This window comes from Mucilaginibacter rubeus (genome assembly GCF_003286415.2).
Classification (GTDB): Bacteria; Bacteroidota; Bacteroidia; order Sphingobacteriales; family Sphingobacteriaceae; genus Mucilaginibacter; species Mucilaginibacter rubeus_A.
Genome location: NZ_CP043450.1, coordinates 7036049 through 7054069, shown reverse-complemented (window position 1 = coordinate 7054069; position 18021 = coordinate 7036049). Strand labels below are relative to the sequence as shown.

Here is an 18021-nt window from a genome sequence, read left to right as displayed (position 1 = left end):
ATCAGCAATAATAATTAGCTTTATATCACCCAATTATAAACCTAAATAATATCCAAATTGAAACGCATCCAACCTACCCGGCCGGTATTTGTTTGCATGATGAAGCGGAGCGCTTTCGCGTTTTGCCGCCTTATCATTATAACAGCCGTTTTATTTTTCAGTAGTCAAAGCTACGCGCAGGAAAAAGCCCCTGCTTTACGCTTAATTGAAATGAAATCGATGTTGGATAGTGTCACGCGTCAAAACCCGGCCGAGAAGATCTACCTTCAACTGGATAAAAACACTTACACGCCCGGCGATACCTTATGGTTCAAGGCTTATCTTTTTAATGCCCCTACACTTAACCTATCGGCTAAAAGCGCGGTAATGTATGTGAGCATTGTTACCGATAGCAATACTGTAGAAAAGCGCTTACGCCTGCCTGTCGAAAACGGACTTAGTTGGGGAAACATCAGCCTTAAGGATTTACCTGCAGGCACTTACACCCTTGTTGCCTATACCCAATGGCTGCAGAATTTTAACCAGGATTGTTTTTTTCGTAAAAAATTTACCATTGCCGATGATGCCGGCAGCAACTGGCTGGCTAACTACACCTGTTCAAGCGTAATAACCAACGGTAAGGAACAGGCCCACGTTAAACTAATGCTCAGCGATGCTTATAAAACAGTTATAGCAGGCAAGCTGGTACAATTGTCAGTAATGAAAGGAAAGAGGCGTTTATACCGGCAAAGCCTGCAAACCGACGAAAAGGGAATGATAGATATCACCTTTAACCTGCCGGGCAAGCCGGGCGATATCCGCATTATTGCCGCAGATGGTGCAGGTAACCGTGTAAATATCCCGCTAAACTTTAACCGCCCCCAGGATGCCGATGTTCAGTTTATGCCCGAGGGAGGTGAACTCGTAGCCGGATTACCTGCACATGTTGGGTTTAAAGCTATAGGACTGGATGGTAAAGGCATCAATGTTTCGGGCCAGGTACTTGATCACGAAAAACAGGTGGTAGCTAATTTTACAACGCAGCACTTGGGCATGGGGAGTTTTAACCTGCCGGTTGTTAATGCCGGCGAAAATTACACAGCTAAAGTAACCTTGCCCGGTGGCGCGATCCGTGAATTTCCATTGCCTGATGTTAAAAACGATGGGATTGTATTGAACGTAATCAATCCTGCTAATGAAGATTCGGTAAAAGTACTGCTGTCGGCAACCGATAAAATTGCCCGTTCGGGTGAAAGTTATTTCCTGGTAGGTAAAGCCCGCGAAATTATCTGTTATGGTGCAATGGTCGATTTTAAAAACGGCACGTCCATCAGTCAAAAAATTAACAAAAAGCTTTTCCCCTCTGGCATCACTCATTTTTTGCTACTTGATAAAAACAGTAAGCCACTAAACGAGCGGCTGATTTTCATTAACCGGCATGACAACCTGCATTTAAATATTAATGCAGATAAAATGGCTTATAACCTGCGCGATAGCATATCATTACACATTAACGCGAAAGATGCCCTCGGCAATCCGCTCGCAGGCAATTTTTCGATGGCGGTTACCGACGACGCGCAAGTGCATCAGGATAGCCTGAACAATGAGAATATTATTACCCGCATATTGCTTACATCCGAATTGAAAGGCTTTGTGGAGCAACCCTACTATTACCTCGCCGCTAATAATTCACAAGCTAAAGAGGCACTTGATAACCTCTTGCTTACACAAGGCTGGGTAAGCTATAACTGGCCCGAAGGCAAGGATAACCCTGGTTACGCTGCCGAAACCGAAATGGCGGTTAAAGGCCGGGTAATTAATGTTTTTAACAAGCCCGTTAAACAAACTAAAGTACAGCTGTTTTCGAAATCGCCAATAGTTGTAACTGATACGCTTACCGATAAAAATGGCAGGTTTGCGTTCCGTAATCTCCCGCTTGCAGATACCCCGGCTTATTTTATTAAAACCGCTAAAAATTTTAATGTTGGTATTGTCATGGACGATGCTCCACCCCCCATCGTACTTGCATCCGCCGGCCCCGCACCAATGCCCTGGTATGTAAGCAATGATACTACCTTGTTCAATAGTTTAAAAAATAACAGGGTACGGCAAAACCTGGCCGACAACCTGCCTGCTAACACTAAGGCTTTGAAAGAGGTAAAAATTACAGCCAAGAAAATAGTTAAGGGCTCACAAAACTTAAATGGGGCAGGTAATGCTGATTTGGCTTTTGACGAAGCCGACATGGTGAAAGCGGGAAAAAAGAGCCTGCTGGATTTTTTAAAAGAACATGTTCCAAACCTGAGATGGGGGACTTTAACCAACCAGTACAATTTGAGGTTTGCTTTGCAGGATAAATCAGGTGATGAAGTTAACGCGATATTACAATTTGTTCCTATACCTCCAGTGCCTACCATTCCTTGGTATTTGATAGATAACAAACCCATGATGTTAATCGTCGACGGGATCTCTTTTGGTAGTGTTATTAAGATAATGTCACTTAATGAGCCAAATGGAAATGATATTAAAAACTATCTTGAATCAAATAGCGCTGAAGATGTTAAGGGGATTGAGGTTAACAGTTCGAGCAAATATGGTTGGGAGTATTTCTGGAGATATATTCTTGAGGACTGGAAGCATTCTTTAAATCCATCTCAAATAGCTTTTGTTGAGATCACCACACGTAGCGCTAAAGGGCCGGCTATAGCGCGCACACCCGGGGCTTATTTATATAAACCTTTGGCATTAAGTGTACCCTCCCGGTTTTATCGCCCACGCTACTTACCAAATGGCACCAATAAGCAAACTCCTGATTTGCGCTCAACCATACACTGGGAGCCCAATATAACAACCGGTGCCGATGGTAAAGCAACCGTATCATTTTATGCGGCAGATAAGCCATCAACCTATACCTATATTTTAGAAGGCACCAATATGGATGGCAGCATTGGCTACACTTATGGTAAAATAAAAGTAACAGGCAATACCAATCCATGAAAAACATGATAGGCCTTAAGCAACCGTTCCATCGCAAGTTGTTATCCTTGTTTTTAACAGCATGGCTTATCTGCATATTATCAGTTCAGCATGGGTATGCACAACAAATAGCTACAGCTGCCCGATTGCTTCGGGCCAAAAATGTTACCGACAGTCTTGTTCGGCATAACCCTGCCGAAAAGATCTATCTACAGTTTGATAAAAGCTCCTACACTCCTGGGGATACTTTGTGGTTTAAAGCTTATCTGGTTAACGCGCACCTGTTAACGCCATCTGCCAAGAGTGGTATTATGTACATCACTATCCTTACCGATAGTAATGTGGTGGTGAAACAGCAACGCTTGCCTGTAGAAAATGGCCTTACCTGGGGAAATATCAGCCTGAGCGAATTGCCGGCAGGCACGTATACGCTCACAGCCTATACGCAATGGATGCAAAACTTTAACAAGGACTGCTTTTTTTACAAACAGTTCACCATAGCCGACGATGCTACGAATAACTGGATGGCTAATTATTCCAGTTCAAGCGCCATGGTCAACGATAAAGAACAGGCGCACGTTAAGTTGTTGCTAAGCGATACCTACAAGAAAGCGATAATCAACAAGCAGGTGCAGCTTGCCGTAATGAAAGGCAAAAGGCAGCTATACAAAGCATCACTACAAACAGACGAAAAAGGCCTGATTGATATCACATTTAATTTACCCGGCAAGCCCGGCGATATCAGGATCATAGCCAATGATGCCGCTGGCAACCGGGTAAATATCCCTCTCAACTTTAACCGCCCGCAGGATGCCGATGTACAATTTATGCCCGAAAGCGGCGAGCTGGTGGCAGGCTTGCCTGCCCATGTGGGCTTTAAGGCTATTGGCCTCGATGGACGGAGCATTAACATATCAGGTGTTGTGCTTGATGAAAACAAACAAACGGTAACGGACTTCACCTCGGCACATTTAGGCATGGGCAGCTTTGATATGATACCCAAGGCAGGCGAAAGTTATACCGCTAAAGTTACCCTACCCGGCGGACAGGTTAAAGAATGCGCTTTGCCGAAAGTGAAAAACTCGGGCATTGTTTTAAACATCCAGAATAAGGCTGATGCCGATTCGCTGATGGTTTCTTTATACGCTACCGAAAATATAAGCGGGTCGGGAGATAGTTATTTTTTGATTGGCAAGTTGCGCGAGGTGATCTGCTTTGGTGCCGTCGTGAACTTTAAAGGAACAACAGCTATCCGTAAAATGATCAGCAAAGCGCGGTTTCCATCTGGCATCGCTCATTTTGTATTGCTTGATATGAAGAATCGTCCGCTTAATGAGCGGCTTACTTTTATTGACAGGCATGATGATCTGCATATCAATATCAGCAGCAATAAAACTATTTACGCACTCCGCGATAGCGTTGCCGTAGCTATCAATGTCACCGATGCATTGGGCAAACCGGTTGAAGGCAATTTTTCATTTGCCGTTACCGATGATACACAAGTACATCCCGACAGCCTGAATAATGAAAGCATCGTGAGCAGGATGCTGCTCACCTCCGAGCTGAAGGGCTACGTGGAAGAGCCCGGATATTACCTAAACAGCAATGATCCAAAGCGGAGTATCGCGCTCGACAACCTGCTGTTAACGCAAGGATGGGTAAGCTACAACTGGCCCGAAGAAAAAAGACAACCGGTTTACGCCGCGGAAACAGAGGTAGCAATTAAAGGTAGGGTGCTTAACATTTTTAATAAGGGGGTTAAAAAAACAAAAGTGCAGCTATTCTCTAAATCGCCTTTACTGGCTACAGATACGTTGACCGATGCAAACGGAGGCTTTGTATTCCGTAATTTACCGCTTACAGATACGCCGGCTTACTTTATCAAAACGGCCAAAAACTTTAATGTAGGCATAGTAATCGATGACCCACCACAGCCGGTACTCGCAGCACCGCCGGCCGCCACCATTATACCCTGGTATGTAAGTAATGATACCACGTTATTCAATAGTGTTAAAATTAACCGGATGCGCCAAAACCTGGCAAATGACCTTCCGGCCAATATGCGTACTTTAAAAGAAGTAAAGATCAAGGCCAGGAAAATTGTAAAAGATTCAAAGAACCTAAACGGCGCGGGCAATGCCGACTTTGTTTTTGATGAAAATGACCTGCTAAAAGCCGGAAAGAAAAGCTGGATGGATTTCCTGCAAGAACATGTTAAAAGTTTCAGGTCCGGAACTATCATGAAACAAAAAGCGATAGTTTATAGTGTACAGGGTAAAACCAGGAGCGACGTTCAATTTGGCTCTTACAGATTACCCCCAAGCATCTTTTTCCAATGGTATTTTGTTGACAATAAACCCATTTGCTTTGTTATCGATGGCATCCCGTTCGGTACCATATTTAAAAGCAATTATATAGAAGATCCTGACTTTTTAGCAATCAAACAGTATCTCGAATCAAACAGTGCCGAGGATATTAAAGGTATCGAGATCAACACAACTTCTAAATACGGCAATGAATATTATAGCCGTTACATCTCAACAGATTGGTTAGGAACCAATGTAGGAGATTTTACTTTTATGGAGATAACCACCCGTGGCGGGCATGGCCCCAACATCAGTAAAACACCCGGCGGCTATCTGTATAAACCTTTGGCATTGAGCTTTCCATCGCAATTTTACAGTCCTAAGTATGCGGTTAATGCTACAAGCAAAACCCAAACAGACCTGCGCTCTACCGTATACTGGCAACCAAACGTAAACACCGGTACCGATGGCAAAGCATCCATCAGTTTTTATACTGCCGATACACCAACAACGTATTCCATAATAATGAACGGTACAGATATGAATGGCAATTTTGGTTATAAACCGGGAACGTTGAAAGTTAGCCCACGCCCCCTGGCCCCCTAAAGGGGGAGTTAGCACGATGCTTCTTGCTCAAAAAGCTTTCAGCCTTTAGCTTTCGGCTTTAATCTCCTCTATCAGGCTTCATCAATATCTGGGCCTTTGATCTTGTCCCGGTCAACTCCGCCTTCAAGCGAAAGTAAAAACGCAGGTAGCAAAGTCAGGTTGCTGATCATGGCTACCAGCAGGGTAATGGAAAGTAATACGCCTAATGCAACTGTACCGCCAAATTTTGATATCGCGAAGATGCCGAAACCGAAAAACAGTACCGTAGCAATAAAGATCATGCTCACCCCGGTTTCACGGATGGTGTCCGAAACTATTTTCGAGATACCTTTTTTGCTGTAGCGCAGCTCGTGCCTGTAACGGGTAATGAAATAAATGGTTTGGTCGGATGAGATCCCCATCGCTATACTGAAAATCAATATGGTTGACGGTTTAAGCGGGATACCAAAAAAGCCCATAATACCAGCAGTTATCACCAGCGGAATGATGTTGGGTACCAATGATATGGCAATCATTTTTATGCCGCGGAAAAGGATCCACATAACGCCAGCGATAAGTACAATAGCCCAGGCCAGGCTTTCGTAAAGGTTTTTCAACAAATAGTTGGTACCCTTTATAAATATGATGCTCGAGCCGGTAAGCTCAACATGGTATTTCTTTGGATTAAAAATAGAATCGATACGTGGCTGTAATTCGGCCAGTACGGTATTCATTTTTTTTGAACCGGCGTCAACCATTTCAAAAGTAACGCGGGTTACACGGTGCGTGCTGTCAAGATAGGTTTTCAGCAGGCCGCTTGTTCCTTTGCCCGAGTTTCCGGCATAGTTAAGGATAAAATTTTGCTCCAACCCATCGGGCAAACGGTAATACTCAGGGTTACCGCCATAAAATGCCTGGGTACTGAATTTCAACACCTGGATCAGTGATACTGAACGACTGAATTCGGGATAAGAAGAGATTAGTTTTTCCAGCTTTTCTACCTTGCGGATAGTCGCCAGGTTCATAACCCCGTTTTTGCGCTTGGTATCGATACTAACCTCCAGCGGCAAAACTCCGTTAAAATTAGATTCAAAAAATTTAAGATCATGCAGGGTATTATTGCTTTGGGGCAGGTCATCCACTACATAACCGTTGATATTGATCCTGACCATCCCAACAATGGCAATAACGACTAATATAGCGGTAGTTAAATAAATGGTTTTACGTCTGGTATGCACCAGTTTATCTAAAGTGGCCAGCAGGCCGTCCATCAATTTGCTGTCTTTTATACCTGTTTGGCTTGCCTTTGGCGCAGGCAGAAAGCTGAAGATAATAGGCACTAAAATAAGGCTCAATGCAAAAGTGCCCATGATGCCTATTGAGGCTATAAGGCCAAACTGGGTAAGCAGTTCGCTGTTGGTGAAGCATAACACACCAAAACCTATGGCTGTAGTAACGTTGGCTATAAAGGTAGTAATACCCGCACGCTCAACAGCTACTTCTAAAGCTGCCATTTTATTATGGCTGATGCCATACTCATGAAAATATTTATTGAGGATAAATACACAATTCGGGATCCCGATTACCACAATAAGCGGCGGGATAATACCGGTTAACAGCGTCATTTCATAGTGCATCATCTGTAACACGCCCAGACTGAATATCACACCCAATATCACAATCAGTACCGGGAAAATAACCGGGAATACCGAACGGAAAAACAGCAGCAGAATGAGCGCTGTGATGATTACAGAAAGACTCAGGAACAATAAAAATTCGTGTGCTACCAGGTCGCCAACCACGGTACGGATAAGCGGCAGGCCCGAGTAATGTACCGTGATATTATGCTTCTTTTCAAACGCCTGCCCAAGCTGATTAATCTTTTTAATAATAGGTACGCGGAATGGCGTATTGATAATTTTATCATCAAAAGTAATTGCCATCAGGGTGCTTTGCCCATCGTTACTAACAATCAGTCCCTTGTAAAAAGGCATGGATGTAAGCTGTTCCTTTACGCTATCAACAGCCGCGGTGGTTTGCAGCGGACCGGTAACCAATGGCTTTAATACAAATTTATGCTGAAGGGTATCCTTTTGCAGGTTATAGATGTTTGCAGCTGAGATCACTGCTTTAATCCCTTTTACTTTCTTCAGTTGTTCGCCAATCTGGTACCAGTCGTTAAAAACATCCTTATCAAAAATATTAGGCGACTTAATACCGATAACCATCGATGAGGCGTCCTGCCCGAAAGTTTTCTTAAACTCGGCATAACGGATAAAAGCCGAATCGGTAACCGGAAGTACCTTACCACCGTTAAAAGTGATCTTTACTTTTGAAGCTTCGTAGCCCATAAAGGCGCTTAGCGCCAAAACGCAAATAAAAATTATGAGCCTGTTTTTAAGAAGTGCAGAAGCTATATGTTTCCAGAACATTATTAACGTGATATGTAAGAGAGAGGCGCAAAACTACAAAAAATGCGTTATCTCCCTATTAGTGATAGTGATAATGTGACAAAGAGTTAACGGGCAGTTTACAGGGCCCATCATACACCTGGCTGCATTTATAGCTAAACTTTGTATTTTTGGGCATGAAAAGGTTGATACGCAGTTTTGGATTCGCGTTTAAGGGTTTAGGATACGCGGCTCATACTCAACCTAATTTCAGGTTTCATTTGGTCGCCGGTACTATAGCCATAATCCTGGGTTTCCTGTTCCGGATCTCAACTGCCGAATGGCTTTGGCTCATGATCAGCATAGCCATTGTGCTTATTGCCGAATTACTTAACACCTCGCTCGAAACGTTGACCGATCTTGTTTCGCCGACATACAATGAGAAAGCCGGTCGCGTAAAAGATGTAGCTGCCGGTGCCGTTGTTATAGCAGCTTTATTCGCGCTGATAACAGGGGCCATCATTTTTTTACCGAAGATCATTTTAGCCTTAGGAAGCCATGCTGCATAAAACCCGTGGCATTATATTCAGGGCTACCGATTACGGCGAAAGCAGCGTGATTGTCCAGATCTTTACCGAAAAATTTGGCTTACAATCATACATCATCAACGGCGCTAAAAAGCCAAAAGCTAAGATCGGCCGGAATATGCTGCAGCCCCTGCACCTGCTGGATCTGGTAGTTTACCACAAAAATACCGGCAGTGTGCAGCGCATCTCCGAGCTTAAAAACGCGCCAGTGCTGCTTACTATTCCTTACGATGTAATTAAAAGCTGCATTGCCATATTTTTGAACGAGGTGCTGTATAAAGCCATCAAGCAGCAATCGCCGGATGAAAACCTGTTCGATTTTATTTTCAGCGCCATTGAATGGCTCGATCATCAAACCGAAAGCGTGGCCAACTTTCACTTGGTATTTTTAACCCGCCTAAGCCGTTATCTCGGCTTTTACCCCGACCGTTACATGGCCGACGAGGCCGATTATTTCGACATCAAAAACGGACAATTCACCCGTTACAAGCCCGAAAGTATCTCCTACCTCTCGCCCCCGCACACCCGGAATTTTGCATTAGTGCTGCAAACGGGCTTTGAAGACATGAACCAGCTTAAGCTAAGTAATGATGAACGCCGCTACCTGGTTCAAAAGCTGCTTGAATATTATGCCATGCACATTGAGGGCTTTGGTAATATCAAATCGGCCGATGTGCTGGAAGAAGTGTTAGCGTAGGACGTTGATGCGCTTAGCATTAAATTCGCTTACCATTAAACAAGCGTCATTGCGAGGCACGAAGACAACCGACCGAAGGGAGCTCATTAATACCTATAAAAAACAAATTATAATTATTAATAATCCCCAATAGACAGAGGGGCTATGCAAGTCCGCCCTATATAGTTCGCGATTGCTTCGTGCCTCGCAATGACGATTAAAAGATTCTCCATCATCCCATTTCCCTTTCCCATCCACATTCTTCACTCATTCATCGATAAAACTTGCTATTGTAAAACTTAATTTTTACTATTGTGTAATAATGACACAAAGAACATAACCAAATTGTCGTTATTACCAATTAGCCCCTTTAACCTATTTAATTTTTAAACATGAGAATGAGCTACAAATTACACGTTGCTTGGGCAGGTGTTTTGCTTGCCGGTGGCATCCATCAGGCAGTACAGGCCCAAAGTAAAGCCCCGGCACCGCAACTAAGCGCGACTAACATCAAACAGATTGTCGCGGCCATGACACTCGAAGAAAAATCGAAACTGGTTGTGGGGATGGGTTTTAAAATGCCCGGAGTGCCCCCACCATCTAAAGATAAAAAGAACGAGCCGATAGATATTGGCGGCTTTAAATTACCTCCGTCTGACCCCGACGCTTATAATATTCCCGAAAAAGTTCCTGGAGCCGCCGGTCGTACCCATGCCATTGCCCGTTTAGGGATTCCGTCTATCACGGTATCCGATGGGCCTGCCGGTTTAAGGATCGAGCCTATCCGCAATGGCGATAAATCAAAAACTTATTATGCTACGGCCTTCCCTGTAGCTACATTGCTGGCCTCAACCTGGGATACGCAGCTTGTTAACAAAATAGGCGTTGCTTTTGGTAACGAGGTGCGCGAATACGGTGTGGATATTTTACTTGCACCGGGCATGAACATTCATCGTAACCCGCTTGGCGGTCGTAATTTTGAATATTATTCTGAAGATCCCCTGGTGGCCGGCAGCATGACCGCGGCCATTGTAAATGGTATCGAATCAAACGGAGTAGGAACTTCCATTAAGCATTATGCCGCGAATAACCAGGAAACCAACCGTAACTCTATCAATACCATAGTAAGCGAGCGAGCCATGCGCGAACTGTATTTACGTGGTTTCGAGATAGCGGTTAAAAAAGCACAGCCTTGGACGGTGATGTCATCATACAACAAACTGAATGGCACTTTTACCTCCGAAAGGCGCGACCTGCTTACCACCATCCTTAAAAAAGAATGGGGTTTTAAAGGTTTCGTTATGACCGATTGGTTTGGCGGAAAGGATGCCGTTGCCCAAATGAAAGCCGGTAACGACTTGTTGATGCCGGGAAACCCAACCCAATCTGAAGCTATAGTTGCCGCAGTTAAAGATGGTACACTAAGCGCCCAGCAGCTTGATGCCAATGTGGAGCGTATCCTGAATGTGATAGTTCAATCGCCTACCTTCAAAAAATATAAATACTCTGATGCCCCTGACTTGACCGCGCATGCTGCTGTAGCACGTGAGGCAGCCGCGCAGGGTATGGTGCTTTTAAAAAATGAAGATCATGCATTACCATTTGGCGCAGGCAAAAGGATAGCTGTATTCGGCAATACTTCTTATGATATTATTGCCGGCGGTACCGGCAGTGGCGACGTGAACAAGGCTTACACCATTTCGTTAATGCAGGGTTTGGCCAATGCTAATTTTAAACTGCAGGAAACGCTTTCCAATAATTATAAAGCGTATCTTACTGATATGAAGGCCAAACAGCCAAAACCTAAAAACTTTTTCGATCATCCGGCCCCTATTCCCGAAATGGATGTGAACACCATTGTTGCCGAAGAAGCCAATGGAGCAGATGAAGCACTGATCACCATTGGCCGTAACGCGGGCGAAGGTGCCGACCGCAAACTGGAAAGTGACTATTATTTAAATGATGCCGAAAAAGGGTTGATCAACAGTGTTGCCAATGCTTTCCATGCCAAAGGCAAAAAGGTAATTGTTGTGCTTAACATAGGTGGTGTGGTTGATGTTACTGCCTGGCGCGATAAGGTTGATGGTGTTTTGCTGGCCTGGCAGCCTGGTTTGGAAGCCGGTAATGCTATTGCCGATGTATTGAGCGGCAAAGTAAACCCATCTGGTAAACTGGCAACCACTTTCCCTGCCGATTATAAAGACGTGCCATCTGCAAATAACTTTCCCGGCACTCCCGAAGGTAAGCCTACCCAGGTTATTTATGAGGAAGGGATTTATGTAGGATATCGTTATTACGATGCCGCTAAAGTTACCCCGGCTTATGAGTTTGGTTATGGCTTGTCATACACCAACTTTAAATTCAGCGATCTGAAGCTAAGCTCAAAGGTTTTCAAAAACTTGATTACCGCAACCATAACTGTTAAAAATACCGGCGATGTAGCAGGTAAAGAGGTTGTGCAGTTATATCTTGCAGCGCCTAAAAAAGACCTGGATAAACCTGAGGATGAGTTGAAAGCATTTGGCAAAACAAAGCTGCTGGCTCCTGGTCAATCGCAAACATTAACATTTACCATCAAGGCATCAGATCTGGCATCGTTTTATACCGATAGGGAAGCCTGGATAGCCGACGAAGGAAGCTACAAAGTGAAAATAGGTTCATCATCACGCAAAATAGAAGAAACCGCGTCTTTTAGCCTGGCTAAAGATATCACTGTTGAAAAAGTAAACAAGGCACTGGTGCCTCAACAAACCATAAACGAACTAAAACTAAAGTAAAACCAACCCGGCCTCTGCAATATTTTTTGCAGGGGCTTTTTTCTTTAACCTGAATCATGAATGATCATGGCCAAACCAATTAAACTGATAACCCTGCTGGCCTTGTTGCCCGCAACTGCAGCTATCGCACAAAACAAATGGACAGAAAGAAAAGCAGGTGATATTGCTTTTGTTACCAATACCGGAGGTCAAAACCTGGGCTATTCCAGCACATCCGGCGTAAAAATATTAACTGTTGATGGCTTCGCTTTTAAAGACCTGAACAAGAACGGAAAGCTGGATAAATATGAAGACTGGCGCCTGCCGGTTGATGAACGGGCCAAAGACCTTGCCTCAAAAATGAGCGTGGAACAAATAGCCGGGCTGATGTTGTACAGCCGTCACCAGCCTATCCCGGCGGCGGCAGGCGGACCATTCGCAGGTACTTACAATAATAAAGTTTTTGCCGAGAGCGGCGCTAAAGCATCTGACCTATCCGATCAGCAGAAACAGTTTTTAGCAAAGGATAATGTGAGGCATGTACTGGTAACATCGGTACAAAGCCCGGAAATAGCAGCACAATGGAACAACAATGCGCAGGCATTTGTGGAAGGCCTGGGCCTGGGTATTCCTAACAATAACAGTTCCGATCCTCGTCATGGCACCGTAGCCACCGCCGAATATAATGCAGGCGCGGGGGGCGCTATTTCCATGTGGCCGGGCTCGCTTGGGTTGGCGGCAACCTTTGACCCTGAAGTGGTTAAAAACTTCGGTCATATCGCAGCTCAGGAATACAGGGCCTTGGGTATTTCAACAGCGCTTTCACCGCAGGTTGATATCGCGACTGATCCGCGCTGGGCACGTGTTAGCGGTACTTTTGGCGAAGATCCGCAATTGGCGGCCGATATGGCCCGTGCCTATATCGACGGCTTCCAGACTTCGGCTGCAGAAAAAGAAATTAAAAATGGCTGGGGTTATAACAGCGTAAACGCCATGGTGAAACATTGGCCGGGCGGTGGCGCGGGTGAAGGCGGTCGCGATGCGCATTATGCTTATGGTAAATACGCGGTTTATCCGGGTAGTAATTTTAAACAACATCTGATCCCTTTTACCGAAGGTGCTTTTAAACTGAACGGTAAAACCGGTATGGCTGCCGCTGTTATGCCTTACTATACCATCTCCTATAACCAGGACGTTAAAAATCACGAAAACGTAGCCAACAACTATAACGCCTATATCATTAATGACCTGCTCCGTAAAAAATACAAATACGATGGTGTGGTTTGTACCGACTGGCTGGTAACCGGTGATGAAACCACGGTTGATTCATTCCTTTCGGGCAAATCATGGGGCGTTGAGGGACTTTCCATAGCGCAGCGCCATTATAAAGTGCTGATGGCCGGTGTTGATCAGTTTGGTGGCAATAACGAGGTAGCTCCGGTTACCGAAGCTTACCAGATTGGTGTAAAAGAGCATGGCGAAGCATTTATGCGGACCAGGTTTGAGCAGTCGGCAGTGAGGTTGTTGCGTAATATTTTCAGGACAGGACTATTTGAAAACCCTTACCTGGAACCTGAAGTTTCTAAACAAACTGTTGGTAAACCCGAGTTTATGGATGCCGGTTACCAGGCGCAGCTTAAATCGATAGTAATGCTGAAAAACAAGGCTAACATTTTGCCTTTGCAAAGCGGTAAAACAGTGTATGTGCCTAAAAAATTCACTCCGGCGGGCAGGAATTTCTTAGGGATGGAAACTCCTGAAAAATTGGAGTACCCGGTAAACATGGAGACTGTTAAAAAGTATTTCAAAGTAACAGACAATCCGGATGAAGCCGATTATGCCCTGGTATTTATAGCCAGCCCCAACAGCGGCGGAGGTTATAATAGTGTAGATGCTAAAAACGGCGGAACAGGTTATGTACCCGTTAACCTGCAATATGGTTCATACACCGCTACCGATGCCCGCGCAACCAGTATAGCAGGTGGCGATCCGTTGGAGAAATTTACCAACCGTACCTACAAAGGCAAATCAAGCACAGCGATCAACATTACCGATCTGGCTATGGTTACCGATACTTATGCTAAAATGAAGGGCAAACCGGTTATTGTATCTGTTAATATGAGCAACCCGATGGTATTTTCGGAATTTGAGAAAGATGCCAACGCCATTATTGTTGATTTTGGCGTTCAAGGCCAGGCATCGCTTGATATCATGACCGGCAAGGCTGAACCATCGGCATTGTTACCGCTGCAAATGCCAATAGATATGAAAACCGTTGAAGCCCAGTTTGAAGATGTACCACATGATATGAAATGCTATGTTGATGAACAAGGCAATAAGTATGATTTCGGTTTCGGCTTAAGCTGGAAAGGCGTAATTAAAGACGCCCGTGTGGATAAGTATGTGAAGAGTGTGGTGAAGCCGTAAGGCTCACATCCACAGTGTCATGCTCAACTTGTTTCAGCACCCCACAGATAAGAAGGCGACTTGATTAGCAAGCGGCTTAGCAAACGGGGTGTTGAAACAAGTTCAACATGACTTTAATTGTTATAAAACAATTAGATAACCTCATTTCACAACCCGCTTGGCATTATCCTTCACAAAAGTATCCCAGCCCGAATATGACTTTTTAGTACCAGCCTTCCCCGAACCCGACCCGGTAGGGATTCGCTGAAACGAATGACAAACCGCAACGGCCAAACCATCGGTAGCATCCAGAAAATCAGGGGTTTCTTTGAACTTTAACAGGCTTTGCAGCATGGCTGCTACCTGTTCTTTGGTAGCACTACCGTTACCGGTTATGGATTGTTTTATTTTACGGGGAGCATATTCCGTGATCTCGATATTGCGAGATAAGGCAGCTGCTATCGCCATGCCCTGAGCGCGACCAAGCTTCAGCATTACCTGAATGTTTTTGCCATAAAAGGGGGCTTCGATAGCCAGGCAATCCGGGTGGTAATTATCAATAAGTGCAACAGTTTTTTCAAAGATGCGCTGCAACTTCAGCATGTGATCATCGGTAGTGGGCATTTTAACTACCCCCATGGCCAGCAATTCAATTTTAGGGCCGGTTTCCTTAAGGATTCCGTAACCCATAACAGCTGTACCCGGGTCAATCCCCAAAATGATCCTTTCCTTTAAACTTATCGCCTGCTGCATAGGTTCAAAGGTAACTAATCAAACTAAATTATTTAGCAATACATCCATGTATTGTTCACGGGATATCATACGTGCACCCATTGATTCAAGATGTCCGGTGTGCACCTGGCAATCTACAAGCTTATAAAGACCCGTGTGGCATAGATGGATAAGTGCGGTTTTTGAAGCGTTGCTAACACGGCTAAACATACTTTCGCCGCAAAAAACATCACCAACATGTACCCCGTAAAGACCGCCAACAAGCTCATCGTTCTGCCATACTTCAACAGAATGGGCATATCCTTCCAAATGCAAACGGTTATAGGCGGCTATCATATCGGGAACTATCCAGGTGCCGTCTTGTCCCTCACGTGGAGCGGTTGAGCAGGCGGTTATCACATCGTTAAAACAAGTATCAACCGTAACCCGCAATTTGCCCGACCGTAATACCTGCCGCATGGATTTGGATACTTTTAACTCATGAGGATATAACACAAAACGCTCATGGGGCGAGTACCACAGAATAGGTGTATCATCACTATACCACGGAAAAATGCCGTTTTGATAGGCCAGCAGCAAACGTTCGGTACTCAGGTCGCCGCCAACAGCCAAAAGCCCGTCTGGTTCGGCCAGATCGGGCTTCGGAAATATTAAACGTTCGTCGAGCCTGAATATCATCAGGCGCAAATTTATGCTTTACGGCGTATCACCAGCTTTTTATTTTGGGCTTTGGCAATAGCATCCATATAAACCTGCATTTCGGTGTATTTGGCAGCAGGGATCACGTGATTTTTTAAATTGAATTTGGTTGTGCTTACCACCTGGTTTTTAGCAGCATCATAAACATACTTAACATCATACGTACCGTATGTAAACTTCAAACTTTGGTCGGCAGGCAGGGCGTCAATTTCGAAGCCGGCAGGCAAATCAATAGTGGTAACACATGTTTTTAACATGGGCACCTCAAAATAATAATCGCTTTTACGTTTTTCTTCTACCGGGAATGTCGACTGCCATAAATCAAATACCCGCGGTCTGTAAAATTGCTTACCACCGGCAGATATGTCACAAAACTTATCATACTCCAAATCAATATCAACTTCTTTTACCCCATCCTTATCCGTTGATGGTTTAAAGTCGAAAACCGACGGCTGTTTCATATTCAGCATCGTTATCACCTTCGACTTTTGTTCATCGGTTTTTAAATACATCAAACCAAGATAATCGTCCCTGTAGTCGCCGGTACTGAGTATTTTCACTTTTGCCTTAGCGCCGCCATCGGCATCAAGTGTTATATGTACCTCGCTGTTAAACTGGTTGTCGGCATCTATACTCCTGGGCGTTTTTACAAGTTTGCCACCATCTTCGGTAACCAATAACGCATACCTGTTTTCGGTAAATGAGCCTAATTTCCCAAATGCCTGGGTTTGGCTGGTACACTCCAGCCAGGTTGTATCGCTTTTAAGCGGCACACATAATATAATGTGGTTAAAAGGGTCATAAGGAAATGAAGGATCTGCCGGCTGCATATTTGCCCCTGCGTTTATAATGGCATAACATGAGGGTATATTTACAGCTTTTAACAACGCCGACATGTAATTGGACAACGCCTTGCAGTCGCCATATTTTTTCTGATCAACAAATGTTGCGGGAAAGGGTTTCCAACCACCAATGCCTAATTGTATGCTCACGTAACGCACGTTGTGTTGCATGTATTCATATAAAAACTTTACTTTTTCCTTATCAGTTTTTATATCGGCAGTCATTTTCTTTATTTCCTCAGCACGTTCGGGGCTAAGTGTACATACATCTTCATTTAGCTTTTGCTGCCATTTACCATAATTTTGCCATGAACTTATATTGCCCGGCACACCATAAAACTCAAAATCACTGGCTGCAAAATATATAGCCGGCAATACACGCCATCCTTTTGAACCTGGTTCATGTTTAAAAGCTTTCAGGTTAGCCACCTTCCATGAATAGCTATCAATTTTATCAGCAGTGGTTTTTTGGGGCTTGATATTGGTATTCTTATTCAGATATCTAAACCCGGCATCACTGCTTATTGAAATATGATAATAGGCATTCTGGACAGATTGTTCATAACCCTGATAAGCCCAGCCACCTAAATCCATCAGGCTCCTAACGTCTAAATCATAAATAAACTCAACAGTTGTTGGATAAGTAGCTATAGTATGGCTTATAGATAATAACCTGTCGTCGGTTGCCATAGTTTCATTGCTAACTGCCAGCTGATCATACATATCGCTTTTATGGTATTTTTTGATCAATGTACCATCGGCGCCATAAACCCGCATTTCAAATGAATTTACAAGATTGTACTTTCTGTTATACTTTAAAACCATTTCCGCTTCATCATTCCCTTTTTCATTTAAAATGGTAATAATGGTATGAAAATGCTCTTCCGCTTTGCCGGGCCCTATAAAATTATCATCCTCCATGCTATACCGAACTACCGAGTTCGCATCTTCCTTTAGCGAATCCGGAATTGTTGAGGCTATATAGAGGTCTTTGGGGATGGTTTTATCCTGGCTATAGCCTTTAGCTGCTAAAACAAACAGGGCTGCCGCAGTCAGCAGCAGCCTGTTAAAATATTTACTGATCATA

At 44.2% G+C, this 18021-nt stretch carries 10 protein-coding genes; 6 read left to right on the top strand and 4 right to left on the bottom strand.

Annotation, left to right across the window (positions count from 1 at the left end; genetic code table 11):
* Positions 1 to 57: 57 nt before the first annotated feature.
* Both DEO27_RS28855 and DEO27_RS28850 read left to right on the top strand, forming a co-directional pair.
* Positions 58 to 2976 carry a hypothetical protein gene (locus tag DEO27_RS28855; RefSeq protein ID WP_146750030.1) on the top strand — a complete coding sequence of 973 codons (2919 nt, stop codon included), beginning with the start codon at positions 58 to 60 and terminating at the stop codon, positions 2974 to 2976.
* Complete coding sequence (locus tag DEO27_RS28850) at positions 2973 to 5867, top strand: hypothetical protein (RefSeq protein ID WP_112570780.1); 2895 nt, start codon at positions 2973 to 2975, stop codon at positions 5865 to 5867. Before DEO27_RS28855 ends, DEO27_RS28850 begins: the two co-directional genes overlap by 4 nt.
* 71 nt (positions 5868 to 5938) lie before the next feature.
* On the opposite strand, the gene DEO27_RS28845 is transcribed toward DEO27_RS28850, so the two are convergent.
* Positions 5939 to 8278: an efflux RND transporter permease subunit gene (locus DEO27_RS28845; RefSeq protein WP_112570781.1), complete on the bottom strand. Its 2340-nt coding sequence runs from the start codon at positions 8276 to 8278 to the stop codon at positions 5939 to 5941.
* Between the two features lie 155 nt (positions 8279 to 8433).
* On the opposite strand from DEO27_RS28845, the gene DEO27_RS28840 reads away from it, so the two are divergent.
* The 4 genes from DEO27_RS28840 to DEO27_RS28825 all read left to right on the top strand — a co-directional run bounded on the left by DEO27_RS28840 (position 8434) and on the right by DEO27_RS28825 (position 14682).
* The gene (locus DEO27_RS28840; RefSeq protein WP_112570783.1) at positions 8434 to 8805 is read left to right on the top strand and encodes a diacylglycerol kinase family protein; all 372 of its coding nucleotides are present in this window, start codon (positions 8434 to 8436) and stop codon (positions 8803 to 8805) included.
* Positions 8795 to 9520 carry a DNA repair protein RecO gene (gene recO, locus DEO27_RS28835; protein ID WP_112570785.1) on the top strand — a complete coding sequence of 242 codons (726 nt, stop codon included), beginning with the start codon at positions 8795 to 8797 and terminating at the stop codon, positions 9518 to 9520. The genes DEO27_RS28840 and recO overlap by 11 nt, the downstream gene beginning before the upstream one ends.
* Positions 9521 to 9897: 377 nt before the next feature.
* Positions 9898 to 12276: a glycoside hydrolase family 3 C-terminal domain-containing protein gene (locus tag DEO27_RS28830; protein WP_223818076.1), complete on the top strand. Its 2379-nt coding sequence runs from the start codon at positions 9898 to 9900 to the stop codon at positions 12274 to 12276.
* A 66-nt stretch (positions 12277 to 12342) separates the two neighbouring features.
* Entirely contained in the window at positions 12343 to 14682 is a 2340-nt protein-coding gene (locus DEO27_RS28825) for a glycoside hydrolase family 3 protein (RefSeq protein WP_112571532.1), read from the top strand.
* A gap of 141 nt (positions 14683 to 14823) precedes the next feature.
* Here DEO27_RS28825 and ruvC read toward each other — a convergent pair whose 3' ends face one another.
* From ruvC to DEO27_RS28810, 3 genes are read right to left on the bottom strand one after another with little or no spacing between them, the layout of a single operon-like run.
* Positions 14824 to 15414: a crossover junction endodeoxyribonuclease RuvC gene (gene ruvC, locus DEO27_RS28820; protein ID WP_112570789.1), complete on the bottom strand. Its 591-nt coding sequence runs from the start codon at positions 15412 to 15414 to the stop codon at positions 14824 to 14826.
* A gap of 18 nt (positions 15415 to 15432) precedes the next feature.
* Positions 15433 to 16071 (bottom strand): leucyl/phenylalanyl-tRNA--protein transferase, encoded by a 639-nt coding sequence (aat, locus tag DEO27_RS28815; protein ID WP_112570791.1) that lies wholly within the window; start codon positions 16069 to 16071, stop codon positions 15433 to 15435.
* 11 nt (positions 16072 to 16082) lie between these two features.
* A complete protein-coding gene (locus DEO27_RS28810) occupies positions 16083 to 18020 on the bottom strand; it encodes a DUF3857 domain-containing protein (RefSeq protein ID WP_112570793.1) in 1938 nt (645 codons plus the stop codon).
* Position 18021 lies beyond the last annotated feature (1 nt).

Excerpts from the sequence above, each read along its gene's own strand:
- DEO27_RS28850 (WP_112570780.1), top strand. The coding sequence starts at position 2,973 with ATGAAAAACATGATAGGCCTTAAGCAACCGTTCCATCGCAAGTTGTTA.
- DEO27_RS28845 (WP_112570781.1), bottom strand. The coding sequence starts at position 8,278 with ATGTTCTGGAAACATATAGCTTCTGCACTTCTTAAAAACAGGCTCATA.
- DEO27_RS28840 (WP_112570783.1), top strand. The coding sequence starts at position 8,434 with ATGAAAAGGTTGATACGCAGTTTTGGATTCGCGTTTAAGGGTTTAGGA.
- recO (WP_112570785.1), top strand. The coding sequence starts at position 8,795 with ATGCTGCATAAAACCCGTGGCATTATATTCAGGGCTACCGATTACGGC.
- DEO27_RS28830 (WP_223818076.1), top strand. The coding sequence starts at position 9,898 with ATGAGCTACAAATTACACGTTGCTTGGGCAGGTGTTTTGCTTGCCGGT.
- DEO27_RS28825 (WP_112571532.1), top strand. The coding sequence starts at position 12,343 with ATGGCCAAACCAATTAAACTGATAACCCTGCTGGCCTTGTTGCCCGCA.
- ruvC (WP_112570789.1), bottom strand. The coding sequence starts at position 15,414 with ATGCAGCAGGCGATAAGTTTAAAGGAAAGGATCATTTTGGGGATTGAC.
- aat (WP_112570791.1), bottom strand. The coding sequence starts at position 16,071 with ATGATATTCAGGCTCGACGAACGTTTAATATTTCCGAAGCCCGATCTG.
- DEO27_RS28810 (WP_112570793.1), bottom strand. The coding sequence starts at position 18,020 with ATGATCAGTAAATATTTTAACAGGCTGCTGCTGACTGCGGCAGCCCTG.